We start from the raw sequence: 17301 nt of genomic DNA on the forward strand, positions 1-17301 counted from the left end.
TGTCAGTTGACATCAATGTTGACTGACACGCCCTCTTCGCGARCAAGCCCGCTCCCACAGTTGATTTGCGGTGGGCTGTAGGTAGTTGTTCGAAGTTGTAACAGTGCAATCCTCAGAGCTCCGGTCTTTTCTGATAAATCCTTTAAATACAAATATATAGATAGCTTTTTAAGCTGTTACAGCCTATTTCATCACCAATTGCCGCGTTGCTGAACACTCGTTTAGTATGGCCTCAAGTCGCATCACCTCAGACCAATCAAAATAATTCGAGGATTCGCATGACTACTCAACCTTCTCTGCTCAGTCAGGTCGAAGCCGGCGTTGCCAGGATCACCCTCAATCGCACCGCCCAGCGCAATGCGCTGGACATACCAACCCTGAAAAACCTCCACGCCTTGCTTGAAGACTTCAACGCCGACCCCGCCGTTCGAGTGGTGGTACTGACCGGCAGCGGTCGCAGCTTCTGCGCCGGTGCCGACCTCGCCGAGTGGGCCGAAGCCGAGGCCAGAGGTGCTTTGGAAACCTACGGCTGGACTGAAACTGCTCACGCCTTGATGAGCCGTTTGTACAGTCTGGACAAACCCACCATTGCCGCGATCAACGGCACTGCCGTCGGCGCCGGCATGGACCTGACGCTGTGCTGCGACCTGCGCATCGCCGCGCAATCGGCGCGTTTCAAGGCCGGTTACACCAGCATGGCCTACTCGCCGGACGCTGGCGCCAGTTGGCATCTGCCACGGCTGATCGGCACCGAGCAAGCCAAGCGCCTGCTGTTCCTCGACGAATTATGGGGCGCTGATCGTGCCCTGGCCGCCGGCCTCGTGGGCGAAGTCTGCGCCGATGAGCAACTGCTCGACGTCACCACTGAACTCGCTTCGCGTCTAGCCAGTGGCCCGACGTTCGCATTTACCCAGACCAAAAAACTCATGCGCGAAGGCGCTCAGCGCAGCCTGCCGGAGCAACTGCAAGCCGAACTGGCTGCCGGCCTGTTGTGCGGTCGCAGCGAAGACGGCAACGAAGCCCTGCGCGCCTCCATCGAAAAACGTCCGGCCAGCTTTATCGGTCGATAAGCCCCGACACCACCTTCAGCACACGAACAACAGGTAGCCCCATGAATTTCCAACTGACCCAAGAACAAGAAATGTTGGTGGACGCGGTACGCAGTTTTGTCGCCAAGGAACTGCTGCCCCATGAGGAAGCGGTCGACCGTGCCGACGAAGTCTCCCCGGAGTTGGCGGCACAGATTCGCGGCAAGGCCATCGCCGCCGGTTTCTATGCCTTCAACATGCCGGAAGAAGTCGGCGGTGGCGGTCTTGACTACCTGTCCCAGGCGCTGATCGAGCGTGAGCTGTCCAAGGTCTCATGGGCGCTGCATGTGTTCGTCGCACGGCCGTCGAAAATCCTCATGGCTTGCACTGGAGATCAGATCAACGACTACCTGTTGCCATGCATCCAGGGCGAGAAAATCGACTGTTTCGCGCTGACCGAACCGGGCGCCGGTTCCGATGCCAATGCAATCAAGACCCGCGCCGTACGCGAGGGTGATGACTTCATTCTGAATGGCAGCAAGCACTTCATCAGCCACGCCGGCCACGCCGATTTCGCCATCGTTTTCGCGGTGACCGACACCTACGAACACAACGGCCGCAAGCGCAATGCCGTGACCTCGTTCCTCGTCGACCGCAACACGCCGGGCATGACCATCCGCCGTGGTCCGAAGTGCGTGAGCAACCGTGGATATCACACCTACGAAATGTTCTTCGACGATTGCCGTGTACCGGCCTCCAAAGTGTTGGGCGAAGTCGGCAAGGGCTGGGACGTGGCCAACGCCTGGCTGACCGCCGGGCGCGTCATGGTCGCCGCCAACTGCGTTGGTCAGGCGCAACGCGCGCTGGATGTGTCGCTGCAATGGGCGGCGGATCGCAAGCAGTTCGGTCAGCCGATCGGCACCTATCAGGGCATCTCGTTCAAGCTCGCCGACATGGTCACKCAGATCCGCGCGGCTGAACTGCTGACCTTGCACACCGCCTGGAAATTGGACCAAGGCACCATGACCGATGGCGAGGCCGGCATGGCCAAGCTGTTCGCCAGTGAAGTGCTCGGTAAAGTGGCCGATGAGGCGGTGCAGATTTTTGGTGGCATGGGCCTGATGGATGAATGCCCGGTGGAGCGCATCTGGCGTAACGCACGGATCGAGCGTGTCTGGGAAGGCACCTCGGAGATCCAGCGCCACATCATTTCCCGCGAATTGCTGCGGCCACTGTTGCGCTGATTGGCCCGGAGAATTGCTATGTCGCAGACGATTCGTGACAACCTCAAACGCCTGCTCGCACCACGCCATCTGGCGTTTGTCGGTGGCCGCAGCATGGCTCGCGCCCTCAAGCGCTGCGCCGAAGGTGGCTACCTGGGCGAGATGTGGCTGGTCAATCCGCAGCACGACACGCTCGAAGGCGTGCCGTGTGTGCGCAGCATCGCCGAACTGCCGTGTGGCCCGGACGCGGTGTTCATCGCGACCAACCGCGAGCTGACCCTGACTTGCGTCGCCGAGCTGTCGGCCAAGGGCGCGGGCGGAGCGATCTGCTACGCCTCCGGGTTTGCCGAAACCGGCGCTGAAGGCCTGGCCTTGCAGCAACAACTGCTCAAAGCCGCCGGCAGCATGGCCTTGCTCGGCCCCAACTGCTACGGCTTGCTCGACTACCTGCACAGCTCCGCGCTGTGGCCGGTCGCCCATGGCGGCAAACCGGTGGAGAAGGGCGTCGCGGTGCTGACCCAGAGCGGCAACTTCGCCTACAACCTGTCGATGAGCGACCGCTCGCTGCCGGTGGCCTACATGGCGTCGGTCGGCAATCAGGCGCAACTGGGCATCGCCGAATTGATGGATGTGTTGCTCGATGAGCCGCGCGTCACCGCCATCGGCTTGCACCTCGAAGGCCTGAAAAACGTGCCGGGTTTCGCCCGCGCCGCACACAAGGCGCTGGAGAAAGGCATCCCGATCATCGCCCTGAAAACCGGCGTGTCGCAGATCGGTGCCGAGCTGGCGCTCAGTCATACCAGTTCGCTGTCCGGCTCCGATGCGCTGTACGACAGTTTGTTTGCGCGCCTCGGCGTGATCCGCGTCAGTGGCCCGGTGAGTTTTGTCGAGACCCTGAAAGCGGCGGCGTGCGGCCAGTTGCCGGCGGGCGACAGCTTGATCGCGTTGGCCTGTTCGGGCGGTGATGCCGGATTGATTGCCGACTATGCCGAGCGCAATGACTTGAGTCTGCCCAAGCTCGATGAAGGCCAAGTCGGAGAACTGGCACAGGTGCTGCCCACCTACGCCAACCTGGTCAATCCACTGGATTTCACCACGGCGATCTGGGGCGATGGCGAAGCCTTGACCCGCATGCTCGACAGCGCCCTGCGCACCGAAGCCGACGCGGCGATGCTGGTGCTCGATTACCCGGCGCAATTCACCGGCGAACGCAAGGAATGCGACCTGCTGCTTGAGCTGTTTTGCGCCGCGCTGGTGCGCCACGGCAAGACCGGTTTCGTCACCTCGGCGTTTCCGGAACTGCTGCCGGCCCACGCTCGCGAACGTCTGCATGCGCAAGGTGTGGCAGCGTTACAAGGCGTAGAGGATGGCTTGGCAGCGTGGGGGCGGATCGCCGGTTATCAGCGCAATCGTCAGGCGCTGCTGGCGCTCGGTGAATCGGCGCTCGTGCCGCTGTGTCCGCAGGCGCTGGAAGGTGAGGGGCATTTGCTCAACGAGTGGGATTCGAAAAGTGCATTGCGCGCCTTCGGACTGCCGACGCCCAACGGTGTTTTGAGTACGCCGGATAAAGCGCTGAGTGATGCCAACACTTTGGGTTATCCACTGGTGCTCAAAGCGGTCAGCGCGCAACTGCCACACAAAACCGAAGCCGGCGCCGTCGTGCTGAATATCAAAGACGCCGCTGCCCTTAGCGCCGCGTTGGAAAAAATGCGCGCCAGCATTGCCGAGTACGCGCCGCAAGTGCCGTTCGATCAAGTGCTGCTGGAGCCAATGGCTAAACCACCGCTGGCTGAATTAATCGTCGGCATCAAGCGTGAAAACGACTTCGGCCTGGCCCTGGTCATCGGTGCTGGCGGGATTCTGGTGGAGTTGCTCAAGGACAGTCGCAGTCTGCTGCTGCCGACCACCGACGGTGCCATTCGCAAAGCCGTGTTGAGCCTGCGCAGCGCGAGTTTGCTGCAGGGGTTTCGCGGTCGCGAAGCGGCGGATCTGGGTTCGTTGGTCGCGGCGATCCGTGCGGTGGCCGATTACGCCTGCGAGAACGCCGGGCAGTTACTGGAACTCGATGTGAACCCATTGTTGGTCAGTGCCGCTGGCACGACTGCGGTCGATGCGTTGATTCGCCTTGGCCACGAGTGAGGATGTGAAAATGCAAACCACAACATTGACCGGCGGCCAGGCCCTGGTGCGTCTGCTGGCCAACTACGGCGTCGACACCGTGTTCGGGATACCTGGCGTGCACACGCTGGAGCTGTATCGCGGCCTACCCGGCAGCGGCATTCGCCACGTGCTGACCCGTCACGAGCAAGGCGCCAGTTTTATGGCTGACGGCTATGCGCGGGTCAGTGGCAAACCAGGCGTTTGCTTTATCATCACCGGCCCCGGCGTGACCAACGCTGCGACTGGAATCGGCCAGGCGTATGCCGACTCGATTCCGATGTTGGTGATTTCCAGCGTCAACCACACCGCCAGCCTTGGCAAGGGCTGGGGATGCCTCCACGAAACCCAGGACCAACGCGCGATCACCGCGCCGATCACCGCCTTCTCTGCGGTCGCATTAAGCGCCGAAGACCTGCCCGAGTTGATCGCCCGCGCCTACGCGGTATTCGACAGCGAGCGCCCACGCCCGGTACACATCTCGGTGCCGCTGGACGTGTTGTCCGCAAAAATCACCCGTGACTGGAGCAACGACGTGGTGCGTCGTCCCGGTCGCGGTGCCGCGTCAACCACGGCGCTGGAGGAGGCCGTGGCTAAACTGCAAAACGCCAAGCGGCCGATGATCATTGCCGGTGGAGGTGCGTTGAATGCGCAGCAAGCACTGCAAGACATCAGCACCCGACTTGCCGCGCCGCTGTTCACCAGTGTCGCCGGCAAAGGTTTGTTGGCGCCGGATGCACCGCTGAACGCGGGTTCGACCCTGTGTGTGGAACCTGGCTGGAACCTGATCGCCGAGGCCGACGTGGTGCTGGCGGTCGGCACTGAAATGGCCGACACCGATTTCTGGCGCGAGCGCTTGCCGCTGAATGCCGACCTGCTGCGTGTGGACATTGATCCGCGCAAGTTCAACGACTTCTACCCATGCGCGGTGGCATTGCACGGCGATGCGCAGCAAACCCTCGCGGTGTTGCTGGAACGACTGCCGTCCACCACGCGCGATGCCAGCGCAGCGATTGCTCGCGTCGCAGCATTGCGTGAAGCCGTGAAGGCAAGCCACGGCCCTTTGCAGTCGATCCACCAGGCGATTCTCGACCGTATCGCCGCCGAATTGCCGGACGATGCGTTCATCAGCACCGACATGACCCAACTGGCCTACACCGGCAACTACGCCTTCAACAGCCTGGCGCCGCGCAGCTGGTTGCACCCGACCGGTTACGGCACCTTGGGCTACGGCTTGCCGGCGGGCATTGGCGCCAAGTTCGGCGCGCCGCAGCGGCCGGGTCTGGTGTTGGTGGGCGACGGCGGTTTCCTCTACACCGCGCAGGAACTGGCCACCGCCGTCGAAGAACTCGACAGCCCGCTGGTGGTGCTGCTGTGGAACAACGACGCGCTGGGACAGATCCGCGATGACATGCTCGGGCTCGACATCGAACCGATTGGCGTACTGCCACGCAATCCGGATTTCGCCGCCCTGGGCCGCGCGTTCGGCTGCACCGTGACTCAGCCGCAAAGTCTGGCCGAGCTGCAAACCGATCTGCGCCACGGCTTCAAGCGCAACGGCGTGACCCTGATCGAACTCAAGCACGCGTGCGCTTACTGATTTTCATTTTCTGGCAGAGGTATCGCCATGCGCTTTTCCGATTTGACTCAACGTATCGCCGGTGACGGCGCCGCTGCGTGGGACATTCATTACCGCGCCCTCGCGCTGCAAGAGCAGGGTGAAGACATTCTGCTGCTGTCAGTCGGCGACCCGGATTTCGACACGCCGGCGCCGATTGTGCAGGCGGCCATCGACAGCCTGTTGTCTGGTAACACGCACTACGCCGACGTGCGTGGCAAACGCGCACTGCGTGAAAGCATCGCCAAACACTACGGACACCGCAGCGGCCAGCAGGTCTCGGCCGATCAGGTCATCGTGCTGGCCGGCGCGCAGTGTGCATTGTTCAGCGTCGCCCAATGCGTACTCAACCCCGGCGATGAAGTGATCGTCGCCGAGCCGATGTACGTGACCTATGAGGCAGTGTTTGGTGCCTGTGGCGCAGTGGTCGTTCCGGTGCCGGTGCGCCCGGAAAACGGTTTCCGCGTGCAGCCCGAAGACGTCGCCGCTCGCATCACACCGCGCACTCGCGCATTGGCGTTGAACAGCCCGCACAACCCGTCTGGTGCCAGCTTGTCCAGCGCCACCTGGCAAGCGTTGGCGGACCTGTGCATCGCCCACGACCTGTGGCTGATTTCCGATGAGGTCTACAGCGAGTTGCTGTTCGAAGGCGAGCATGTCAGCCCGGCGAGTTTGCCGGGCATGGCCGAGCGCACCGCGACGCTCAACAGCCTGTCGAAATCCCACGCCATGACCGGTTGGCGAATCGGCTGGGCGGTGGCACCACCGGCCCTCGCTGCGCACCTGGAAAACCTCGCGCTGTGCATGCTCTACGGCTTGCCAGACTTCGTGCAGGACGCCGCCGTCGTCGCACTGGAAAGCCATTTGCCAGAGCTCGAAGCGATGCGCGAAGCCTACCGCCAGCGCCGCGATCTGGTCTGCGAATGCCTGGCCGATTGCCCCGGCGTGCGCGCCTTGAAACCCGATGGCGGGATGTTTGTGATGGTCGATATCCGCGCCACCGGGCTCAGCGCCCAGGCGTTTGCCGACCGATTGCTCGACCGCCATGGCGTGTCGGTGCTGGCCGGTGAAGCGTTCGGTCCGAGCGCCGCCGGGCACATTCGCCTGGGACTGGTGTTGGACACGGAACCGTTGCGTGACGCTTGCCAACGCATCACCCGTTGCGCCCATGAACTGATGGAAGCTCACGTCTATGCATAACCACACAACGCTGTATATCGATGGCCGCTGGCAAACTCCGTCAGGGCAGGGCATGGCGGAGGTGATCAACCCGGCGACTGAAGAGATTGCAGGTTCGGTGCCGCTGGGTGATGAACGCGATGTCGACAAGGCGGTGGTCGCCGCACGCAAGGCATTCAGTTCATGGTCGCGCACGCCATCAAGTGTGCGTGCCGGCTACATCCGCGCCCTCGCCGAGCAGTTGCGCGCGCGGGCCGACGAGATGGCATCTGTCATCACCGCTGAACTGGGCATGCCGGTGCAATGGTGCCGCTCGGTGCAGGTCGACGGCCCGATCCTCGGGCTGGAGCAATACATCGAACTCGCAGCCCTGATGGATGAAGTGCGTGAGGTCGGTAACTCGCTGGTGGTGCGTGAAGCGGTGGGCGTGTGCGCCTTCATCAATCCGTGGAATTACCCGCTGCATCAACTGATCGGCAAGCTCGCCCCGGCGCTGGCCGCCGGTTGCACGGTGGTGGTCAAACCGAGCCAGGAAACCCCACTGCACGCCTTTTTGCTGGCGCAGATAATCGAAGCCATCGGCTTGCCGGCCGGAGTGTTCAACCTGGTCAGCGGGCCGGGTTCGAAGGTCGGTGAAGCGCTGGCCAAACACCCGGACGTGGACATGGTGTCGTTCACCGGTTCCACCGGCGCCGGGGTTCGCGTGGCGCAAGCGGCCGCGCCGTCGGTGAAGCGTGTGTGCCTGGAACTGGGCGGCAAGTCGCCGCTGCTGATTGCTGAGGACGCGGACCTCGCTGCCGCTGTGCGCTACGGCGTGCAGGACGTGATGATCAACTCCGGGCAGACCTGCACGGCGTTGACCCGCATGCTGCTGCCGGCAAGCCGCTACGCCGAAGCGGTGGAACTGGCCATCGCCGAAACCCAAAGCCTGCGCATGGGCGACCCGCTGGACCCACAGAGTTTTCTCGGGCCGATGTGTTCAGCAGCGCAACGGCGCACCGTGCGTGATTACATCCAGGTCGGCCAGCAGGAGGGCGCACGGCTGGTCTGCGGGGGTGACACGGCTGGCGCATTCGAGCGTGGTTTCTACGTCAGCCCGACGCTGTTCGCAGACGTCGACAACCGTATGCGCATCGCTCAGGAAGAAATCTTCGGCCCGGTGCTGTGCCTGATTCCCTACACCGATGAGGCGCAGGCGATCCGGATCGCCAACGATTCGCCGTTCGGCCTGTCCAGCGGTGTCTGGGCCGGCAGCCCTGAGCGCGCCTTGCATCTGGGGCGGCAGCTGCGTGCCGGGCAGTGTTTCCTCAATGGCGCGGCGTTCAATTATAAGGCGCCGTTCGGTGGCTACAAACAATCGGGTAATGGTCGGGAGTGGGGCGAAGAAGGGCTCAACGAGTTCGTTGAAGTGAAGGCGATTCAGGTGTGATCGCTCTATTAACGCGCGTGCGTTACCGTCTTCAAATTCAACGCTGGTCAACGTTTAAGGAGTTGTCATGAAAGTACTGATCGTCCACGCTCACCCCGAACCGAAATCCTTCACCGCCGCGTTGCGCGACCAGGCTGTCGCGACCCTCGAAGCCCAAGGGCATGAGGTGCAGGTCAGCGACCTGTACGCAATGAACTGGAACCCGGTGGCCAGCGCTGATGATTTCTCTTCGCGGGAGAATCCGGAGTACCTGGTGTACGCGCTGGAGCAACGTCTTGGGGTGAAGAGCCAGTCCTTGGCGCCGGACATCCAGCAGCAGCTCGACAAATTGCTGTGGGCTGACCTGCTGATCCTCAATTTCCCGATTTTCTGGTTCTCGGCCCCGGCCATGCTCAAGGGCTGGATTGATCGGGTGCTGGTGTCCGGGATCTGCTATGGCGGCAAACGCTTTTACGATCAGGGCGGGTTGAGCAGCAAGAAGGCGCTGGTGACCGTCACCCTCGGTGGGCGCGAGCATATGTTTGGTGATGGCGCGATTCACGGTCCGCTGGAAGACATGCTGCGGCCGATCCTGCGCGGCACGCTGGCGTATGTCGGCTTCGACGTGCTGCAACCGTTCGTGGCCTGGCACGTGCCGTACATCAGCGACGAGGCGCGCCAGGCATTCCTGAAGAGCTATCAGCAACGACTGGAACACGTCAGTGATGACCAGCCGATGGAGTTTCCGCGATTGGCGCAGTTTGATGAGGCGTTGTATCCGTTGCCTGCCTGAGCCGGATAGTTAATTGACACTTTGTGTTGCTCTTTCGGGCCCCATCGCGAGCAGGCTGCTCCCACAGTGGATTTGCGTCGTTCACAAAACCTGTGGGAGCGAGCCTGCTCGCGATGGGGCCAGTGAATTCAACTCAAAAAACCAGTCCTCCCGGACGTGGCACTGGCTACCAAATTCAGATTTCCTTCACCGGAGTTTCACTTTCAACACCTTTGATCAACCCGATGGCGTGCAGGCAACCGGCCTTGTTCACATACGACTCGCCGCTGGCGATGGTCTCGTGATTCCCCGCCCTCAGGCGCCAGCGCCATTGTCCTTTGCCGGTGCTCGGGGTGCCTTTTGATTGCCTGTAAATCTCGAAATACATACTGCTCGCTCCATGCGATGGGTAATTGCGACAACCTGTGTGACGCATCGGGGGCAAGCCTAGCGGAGCAGGTTTTTTTGGCCATCAGGCATTTGTTTCCAGGCATTTGAAAATATTTCCACCGACGCTTGCGGAGCGATGGATCGGCAATCGATGTTCGCTGCACATAGACGCCTCCGTCGGGCCTTTCTACACTGCCCCAAGTGTCGTGGACCCAGGGGCAAGGAATGAATCGCAATGAGCTGCGCAAAGCGGACATCAACCTGATGGTGGTGTTCGAAGCATTGATGCTTGAGCGCAATGTGACGCGGGTGGCGGAGAAGCTGTTTCTCGGTCAACCGACCATCAGCTCCGCGCTCAACCGCCTGCGGACGATGTTCAACGATCCGCTGTTTATCCGCGTCGGCCACCGCATGGAGCCGACAGCCCGCGCCGAAGAGCTGATTCAATACCTGTCGCCAGCGCTGGATTCGCTGTCGATGGCATTAAGCCTGACCCACGATTTCGACCCGGCCAGCAGCACCATGACCTTTCGCATCGGGCTGTCGGATGACGTCGAGTTCGGTCTGCTTCCGCCACTCCTGCGCGCTTTGCGCCAGGAAGCGCCGAAGGTGGTGTTTGTGGTTCAGCATATCGATTACTGGCGCATTCCCGATTTGCTGGCGGCCGGCGATATCACCGTGGGCATCAGCCAGACCCGTGGCCTGCCGGCCAACGCCAAGCGCAAGTTGTTGCGGCACATCATGCCGAGCATCCTGCGCGCCGATGCGTCCGACACACCGCTGACGCTCGATGAATATTGCGCACGCCCGCATGTGTTGGTTTCGCACACTGCAAACGTCAGTGGTTACGCGGATGAGTGGCTGGCGGAGATAGGGCGTACGCGTCAGGTTGTCCTGTCCGTGCCGCAATACAGCTCGTTGCCAGCCTTGCTCGCCGGCACTGACCTGATCGCCAGCCTGCCGGATTACGCAGCCGAGGCGATGGCGGCGTCCGGTCAGCTGTTCAAGGAACCGTTCCCGTTCAAGACCCCGACCCTCGACCTGTCGATGGTCTGGCTCAGCCATGTCGATACCGACCCCGCCGAACGCTGGTTGCGTTCGCGTCTGGAAGTGTTCATGAGTGAGCGCTCGCCACTGCCGTTGCCCCAATGAGTCAGTCGATGCTGTGTTATATGTAGGATCTTTCTGCCCTCTAACTGGAGCCGCCACATGCCACACCTGCACATGGAATACACCGCGAATTTGCCTGAGTTACACGCCGACGTCGCATTGATCCGACTCAATAATGCCTTGGTGGCTTCCGGTCAGTTTGCTGCGGAGTCCGACATCAAGAGCCGAGCGCTGAAGGTCGAGACCTTCAAGGTCGGTACCGCGTTGAATGAACGGGCGTTTGTGCATGTGAAGCTGGCCGTGTTGAGTGGACGCTCGCCGCAGATTAAACAGCAGCTATCCCAAAGCCTACTGGCCGTGGTCCAGGACCTGTGTGAATGGCCAACCGGCGTCGATGTGCAGCTATGCGTGGAAATCCTCGATATCGATCGCGAGTCCTACGCCAAGGCCGCCATCAGCGGCTGAATCTCAAGCCATTGCCTGCTCGGCACAGATTTCGATCACCTGCTCGCGCAACCAGATGTTGGCGCTGTCCTGATCGGCGCTTTGACTCCACTGCATGTCCAGGGTGAAACCCGGCAGGCCGTTGGGGGCTTCGCAGTGATTGAAAATCGCCTCGTTGGCCAGCAATTGCTGGATGCGGCGAGGCAGGGTCAGGATGAAGTCGGTGCCGGTGATCGTCTTCAGCGCCGCGCTGTAGCTGTTGGAACGCGCGACAATCTGCCGTTTGTGCGCCTGTTGTGCCAGCCAGCCATCGACCATGTTGGTGGTGGACGTCCATGGCGTTGGAAACACATGCCGACGTTGCACAAAGGCTTGCAAGCTTAAACGCGGCTCTAGCGGTGTGGCGCGTTTGTCGAACACGCAGACCAGGTCATCTTCCAGCAACATCCGGGATTTGAAATCGGTGTGGCTGCGGTGGTAATTCGGGCCGAAACAAATCACCAGATCGAGACTGCCATCGCGCAATTCGTCCGCGGGTATGTCGGTTTCGAACTTGTGCATGTTGACCATCACCGGCAGGTCGGCGAAATCGAAGCGCTTGAGCAGGCGCGGCAGAATCAGCTGCTCGAAGTACTCCGGCGCGCAAATGTTGAACGTTACCGCTTGCAGGGTCGGGTCGAACGCTTGGGCGCCGGCGTGGCAGAGGTTGATGCTTTCGAGGATTTTCAGCACATGCGAGTACATGTTGCTGGCCTTGTAGGTGGGGCGCATGCAGGTGCGGGTATTGATGAACAACTCGTCCTCAAAACTGGTCCGCAGCTTTTTCAGGCAGTAACTCACCGTGGACTGGCTGACGCAGAGCGCCTCCGACACACCGGTGACACTGCTTTGCTCGTACACGGCGACAAACACCATGAGGTCCTGCATGTCGAGCTTTCTAAGCAAGTTACTGTTCAGCATCCGTTCTGTCTCGCTGTGCTCCTTGCGCGATCAGTGCGCAAACGTGTGCGAAAGATCCTAACGGAACGATGATGCAAGGAGAATGCTCTGTAGGAAGTTTCTACTCCGATCAGTGGATGTGTTGGCTGTAATGCCGCGGGTTGAAGCGCAGGACCATCAGGATCATCAACGCCATGACCCCGGTCAGCGACCACCAGGCCCATTCGAAACTGCCCAGCTCGTCGCGGATCATCCCGGCTATTAGCGGCGAGAAGCCGGCGATCAGGTAGCCGATGCCTTGCACGAACGCGGTCAGGGCGCCGGCGCGTTGCGGGTTGTCGAGGTGATCCAGAGACACAATCAGGCTCATCGGGAACAGTCCACCGATGCCCAGGCCCAACAGACATGGCCAGAGCAGGCTCATCTGTCGAGGGCAGAGAATCAGCCCGCAGAAACCGGCCATGATCAGAGCCAGCAACACCACCAGCACCAGACGCCGATCACGGCTGCGATTGGCAATGGCCGGTGTCACCAGCCCAGACAACACTTCCATGGCCGTCAAAAAGCCCAGCAGCAAACCGGCGTGTTGTTCGCTCCAGCCCTTTTCCACGTAGTACGGCGCGAGCCAGGCCAGCACGCAGGTGTAGGACGCGGTGCCCAAGCCGAAGAAGATTGCGAGTAACCAGGCGCGGGAATTGGCGAAGAAGTGCGCCTGACGGGCTGGCTGCGTCGGGCGTGCCGTTGACTCGCCGCGCAGGCCAGACCACAGCAGCAGGGCCACCAGCGCCAACGTCGCCCAGATCGCCAGGCCGATGCGCCAGCTGCCACTTTGGCTCATGACCAGCGGCGCAAACGAGGCCACAATCGCTGCGCCGCCCATGATCGAGGTGACGTATAGGCCCATGCACACTGCTACGTTGTCACTGAACCGGGCTTTGATCAGCGCCGGCATCAGGGCCTGGATCAGCGCAATACCGATACCTGCTGCCACCGCACTAAGGATCAATTCGGCAGCTGAATCGAGAAACAGCCGCGACGCCGTGGCCACGCCAATGATCAACAGCGACAGCACCACCGTGCGCTGTTCACCGAGGCGTTGGCTCACTCGCAAGCCGAAAAACATCGCCAACCCCATGGTCATGACCGGCAGCATCGTCAGCAACGAGGCCATGCTGAAACTCAACGGGATATCCGCACGAATCGACGAAAGCAAAGGCCCGACCGCGGCCATCGACGGACGCAGGTTAAGGGCGACGAGCATGATGCTGAACATCAGCCAAAGGGCAGGGCGGGTCGTAGCGCGAACGTTTTCCATCAAACAGGCCTTCAAAAACACGGCCCCAATTAAGGCGCGCGAGGGCTGGCGGCCGCAAATCAGATAGTCCGCAGCACTATTTAAAAATTAAATACCCCGGCCGCGGCATAGTTCCCCAGTAGGAGGATGTATGGGAGATGATTGTTTAGTCAGTTCGCAACCAAGGTTCTTCAAATCCCGATTTAAAGACCTGACCCCCCGTGTGACGCTACTGTTCATCTGTCCTCTGCGGTTTGACCTATGGGCGATTGTCCCGTCGCACTTCCCTCCGAGTTGGCCTTCTGGGCGCTGTGGCATTGCCGTCACGCGCGCCCACCGGATTCCTGCATTTCCCGTTGATTGTTCTGACAGGTCCCGCGCCCGGCGCTGGATCAAATCGGCGACGCCTGAGCGTTTGCCTGACGCGGAAATAAGTGAGTTCTCATGAGTTGCGCCACGACATCGTTCGCCTCCCCGCAAGAAGCGCTGACCTTTCTTCAACAGAACCCGGACATTGAAATGTTCGAGCTGTTCATTCTCGACAATAACGGCGTGCCCCGGGGCAAGTTGCTGCATCGTGATGAATTGCTGGCGGTGTACGAAAGTGGCCGGCCGTTGCCGAGCACCATTCTTGGCCTGACCATTAATGGCGATGACGTGGAAAACTCCGGACTGGTCTGGGACGTTGGCGATATTGACTGCCGTGCCTACCCGGTCAGTGGAAGTTTGACGCGCATGCCGTGGCGGTTGATTCCGACGGCGGCAGTGCAAGTCAGCATGCACCCGAAAGAAGGCATGCCGGCGACGATCGCGGACCCTCGGCACTTGTTGGCAAAAGTGATCGAAGACTTGCAGGCCGACGGCTATTACCCGGTCATGGCGGCGGAGCTGGAGTTTTATCTGCTGGACCAGCAGCGCGACAGCCAAGGGCGGCCACAACCGGCCCGGGATGTCGATGGTGAGCGGCCACGCACAACTCAAGTCTACGGTCTGCGTGAGCTGGAGCAGATCGAGCCGTTTCTGGCCGATCTCTACAGTGCCTGCAAGTTGCAGGGGATTCCGGCACGCACGGCGATTTCCGAGTATGCGCCGGGCCAAGTGGAAATTACTCTCGAACACCGCACCGATGCCCTGCAAGCTATGGACGAAGCGGTGCGCTATAAACGGCTGGTCAAGGGCGTGGCCCACAAGCACGGGATGACGGCTTGCTTTATGGCCAAACCCTTCGACGACCTGGCGGGCACCGGGATGCACATGCACGTTAGCCTGGCCGACAAGGAAGGCAACAATCTGTTCGCCAGCGAAGCGCCGGACGGGACACCGCTGCTCAGGCAAGCCGTCGGTGGGATGCTCAGCACTTTGCTCGATTCGTTGCTGTTGTTCTGCCCGAATGCCAACTCCTACCGCCGATTCCAGACCAACAGCTACGCGCCCCTGGCGGCGACCTGGGGCGTTGACAACCGCACGGTGAGTTTGCGCGTGCCGGGCGGGCCGGCGTTCTCTCGGCACATCGAACACCGAATTTGCGGCGCCGACGCCAACCCTTACCTGGCCGCCGCGGCGATCCTGGCTGGTATCCATCGCGGTATCCGCGAACAACTCGACCCGGGTGCGCCGGTGGAAGGCAATGGATACGCCCAGGCAACGGATTTGCTACCGACTGATTGGCTGACCACATTACGCGCGCTGGAAGGATCGACCTGGGCGCGTGAAACGTTCGGCAGCCCTTTCCTTGGGGTCTACCTGGCGGTGAAACGCGCCGAATACCGACAGTTCATGGGCGAGGTGGGTGAACAGGATTGGCGCTGGTACTTGAATCAGGCCTGAATCATTCTCAGTTATCATGAATGTTGTCGATGATTGAATAAGCCAACTAATCGTTGGCTTTCTTTTCACAAAAAATTGATGGTTGGGTGCCTAGCATTAGTGTTGTCGCGGTCAATGAAATTTTCACATTTGTCGCCGGCAATTCTTTTCAGGAACAAYTGATCGCCATGTTTAAGATTAAAGCCGTGCACCCGGAATGGGTGACACTGATTGCCAGCGCCTTTTTGTTAACAGCCTTTAACTTTGTGCTGTGGCAACACCTGTTTGAAATCACCGCGTCCGACGCTAAAGGCATTGTCATTCGCTTGGCATTCGGGGCGATGATTCTGGCAGCTTTCAACATTTTTCTGACCTTTGTGGCTTTCAAGCGTGTGTTGAAGCCGGTCCTGATGCTGATCTTCATGATCAGCGCCGGGGTGGCCTATTTCATGAACCAATACGGTGCGCTGATCGACACCGGTATGTTACGTAACTTCGCACAAACCAATGCGACGGAAGTACGGGATTTACTCTCGATAAAGTTGTTTGCCTATATTCTGTTTTTGGGTGTTTTACCGTCGTGGTTATTGTGGAAAACACCGATCAGTTATCGTCGCTGGCACCGTGAACTATTAAGCAAGGTGCTGGTGAGTGTTGCCTCGGTTGCCGTCATCGGCGGTGTTGCCCTGATTAACTATCAGGGCTTGTCCTCATTATTTCGCAATCACCACGAGTTGCGCATGATGGTTGTGCCGAGCAACTACATCGGCGCCTCCGCCGGCTATTTGCGTGAACAAGTGGTTTCCGCCCGCCAACCCTTTGTCAAAATCGGCGAAGACGCGCAGAAGAATCCGGTGTGGCAAGCTCATGGCCGTAAATCCCTGACGGTATTAGTGGTGGGCGAGAGCGCCCGGGCTGAGAACTTCGGCATCCTGGGGTACGACCGCGACACCACCCCGAAGTTGAGTAAAGAAGCGGGCCTGATCGCGTTCACCAATGTGCATTCATGCGGCACGGAAACTGCTGTGTCCGTGCCGTGCATGTTCTCTAACCTGGGTCGCAAGGACTACAACGCCAGCAAGGCGAAGAATGAAGAAGGCCTGCTGGATGTGCTTAAACGTGCCGGTCTGGACGTGATCTGGCGTGACAACCAGTCGGGCTGCAAAGGCACGTGCGACCGCGTCACCCTTGAAGACGTGAGCAACTTGAAGGATCCGATCCTGTGCGCCAACAGCGAATGCCGTGATGAAATCCTGCTGAAAGGATTGCAGCACTTTATCGATACTCTCGATAAGGACACCGTGTTGGTCTTGCATCAAATGGGCAGCCATGGCCCTGAATACTTCAAGCGTTACCCGAAAGAATTCGAACGGTTTACACCCGTTTGTGAAAGTAACGCCCTGAACAACTGCAGTCGCGAAAGTATCGTTAATGGTTACGACAATACGCTGGTGTATACGGACCATGTGCTGTCGAGCCTGATCGATCTGTTGCGCAAGAACCAGGAAAAAGTCGACACCGCGATGCTGTATCTGTCTGACCACGGCGAGTCGCTGGGTGAATACAACCTGTTCCTGCATGGCACGCCTTACATGCTGGCGCCAGAACAACAGAAGCACGTGGCGATGCTGGCATGGTTCTCCGACAGCTATCAGAAGTCGTTTTCGGTAGACACCCACTGTCTGCAACTGACTCGCGACAAGTCATTGAGCCAGGACAACCTGTTTCATTCGATGCTTGGGCTGCTGGAAGTCAGCAGCAAGGTCTACAACCAGGACCTGGATATGTTCGCCGGGTGTCGCGGTGCGGTCATCGACGGCGTGTTGGCCAAAGATTGAATGCTTCAACCTTTTTACGCAAAGGCCGCTAGCCCGCGGCGGGTAGAGTCATCACCAAGAGTCATTGCACATGTCTGCGCAGCCCACATCCGCCA

At 60.2% G+C, this 17301-nt stretch carries 14 protein-coding genes; 11 read left to right on the plus strand and 3 right to left on the minus strand.

Annotated elements, in window-relative coordinates; all coding sequences use genetic code 11:
• Positions 1 to 278: 278 nt before the first annotated feature.
• From AC1DRJ_RS08350 to AC1DRJ_RS08380, 7 genes are all read left to right on the plus strand, one after another.
• Positions 279 to 1070 (plus strand): enoyl-CoA hydratase/isomerase family protein, encoded by a 792-nt coding sequence (locus AC1DRJ_RS08350; RefSeq protein WP_477801705.1) that lies wholly within the window; start codon positions 279 to 281, stop codon positions 1068 to 1070.
• A gap of 41 nt (positions 1071 to 1111) precedes the next feature.
• Entirely contained in the window at positions 1112 to 2272 is a 1161-nt protein-coding gene (locus AC1DRJ_RS08355) for an acyl-CoA dehydrogenase family protein (RefSeq protein ID WP_477801706.1), read from the plus strand.
• 18 nt (positions 2273 to 2290) lie between these two features.
• Entirely contained in the window at positions 2291 to 4390 is a 2100-nt protein-coding gene (locus AC1DRJ_RS08360) for an acetate--CoA ligase family protein (RefSeq protein ID WP_477801707.1), read from the plus strand.
• A 10-nt stretch (positions 4391 to 4400) separates the two neighbouring features.
• Positions 4401 to 6008 carry a 5-guanidino-2-oxopentanoate decarboxylase gene (locus tag AC1DRJ_RS08365; RefSeq protein WP_477801708.1) on the plus strand — a complete coding sequence of 536 codons (1608 nt, stop codon included), beginning with the start codon at positions 4401 to 4403 and terminating at the stop codon, positions 6006 to 6008.
• Between the two features lie 27 nt (positions 6009 to 6035).
• Positions 6036 to 7226 carry a pyridoxal phosphate-dependent aminotransferase gene (locus AC1DRJ_RS08370; RefSeq protein ID WP_477801709.1) on the plus strand — a complete coding sequence of 397 codons (1191 nt, stop codon included), beginning with the start codon at positions 6036 to 6038 and terminating at the stop codon, positions 7224 to 7226.
• Positions 7219 to 8634, plus strand: a complete 1416-nt coding sequence (locus AC1DRJ_RS08375) for an aldehyde dehydrogenase family protein (RefSeq protein WP_477801710.1) — start codon at positions 7219 to 7221, stop codon at positions 8632 to 8634. The genes AC1DRJ_RS08370 and AC1DRJ_RS08375 overlap by 8 nt, the downstream gene beginning before the upstream one ends.
• Positions 8635 to 8701: 67 nt before the next feature.
• Positions 8702 to 9406 carry an NAD(P)H-dependent oxidoreductase gene (locus AC1DRJ_RS08380; protein ID WP_477801711.1) on the plus strand — a complete coding sequence of 235 codons (705 nt, stop codon included), beginning with the start codon at positions 8702 to 8704 and terminating at the stop codon, positions 9404 to 9406.
• Positions 9407 to 9581: 175 nt separating this feature from the next.
• Here AC1DRJ_RS08380 and AC1DRJ_RS08385 read toward each other — a convergent pair whose 3' ends face one another.
• A complete protein-coding gene (locus AC1DRJ_RS08385; protein WP_477801712.1) occupies positions 9582 to 9773 on the minus strand; it encodes a YegP family protein in 192 nt (63 codons plus the stop codon).
• Positions 9774 to 10000: 227 nt separating this feature from the next.
• Between AC1DRJ_RS08385 and AC1DRJ_RS08390 the strand changes: the two genes are divergently transcribed.
• The gene (locus tag AC1DRJ_RS08390; RefSeq protein WP_477801713.1) at positions 10001 to 10927 is read left to right on the plus strand and encodes a LysR substrate-binding domain-containing protein; all 927 of its coding nucleotides are present in this window, start codon (positions 10001 to 10003) and stop codon (positions 10925 to 10927) included.
• A gap of 57 nt (positions 10928 to 10984) precedes the next feature.
• Positions 10985 to 11350: a 5-carboxymethyl-2-hydroxymuconate Delta-isomerase gene (locus tag AC1DRJ_RS08395; RefSeq protein ID WP_477801714.1), complete on the plus strand. Its 366-nt coding sequence runs from the start codon at positions 10985 to 10987 to the stop codon at positions 11348 to 11350.
• Between the two features lie 3 nt (positions 11351 to 11353).
• Here AC1DRJ_RS08395 and AC1DRJ_RS08400 read toward each other — a convergent pair whose 3' ends face one another.
• Together AC1DRJ_RS08400 and AC1DRJ_RS08405 are read right to left on the minus strand one after the other, a co-directional pair.
• The gene (locus AC1DRJ_RS08400) at positions 11354 to 12289 is read right to left on the minus strand and encodes a LysR family transcriptional regulator (protein ID WP_477801715.1); all 936 of its coding nucleotides are present in this window, start codon (positions 12287 to 12289) and stop codon (positions 11354 to 11356) included.
• Positions 12290 to 12398: 109 nt separating this feature from the next.
• Positions 12399 to 13583, minus strand: coding sequence for a cyanate transporter (locus AC1DRJ_RS08405; protein WP_477801716.1), 1185 nt, complete (start codon positions 13581 to 13583; stop codon positions 12399 to 12401).
• A 423-nt stretch (positions 13584 to 14006) separates the two neighbouring features.
• Here AC1DRJ_RS08405 and AC1DRJ_RS08410 point away from each other — a divergent pair, with 423 nt between their 5' ends.
• Positions 14007 to 15389 carry a glutamine synthetase family protein gene (locus AC1DRJ_RS08410; protein WP_477801717.1) on the plus strand — a complete coding sequence of 461 codons (1383 nt, stop codon included), beginning with the start codon at positions 14007 to 14009 and terminating at the stop codon, positions 15387 to 15389.
• A gap of 167 nt (positions 15390 to 15556) precedes the next feature.
• Entirely contained in the window at positions 15557 to 17206 is a 1650-nt protein-coding gene (locus AC1DRJ_RS08415; protein WP_477801718.1) for a phosphoethanolamine transferase, read from the plus strand.
• Positions 17207 to 17301 lie beyond the last annotated feature (95 nt).

This window comes from Pseudomonas sp. P5_B2 (assembly GCF_056400445.1).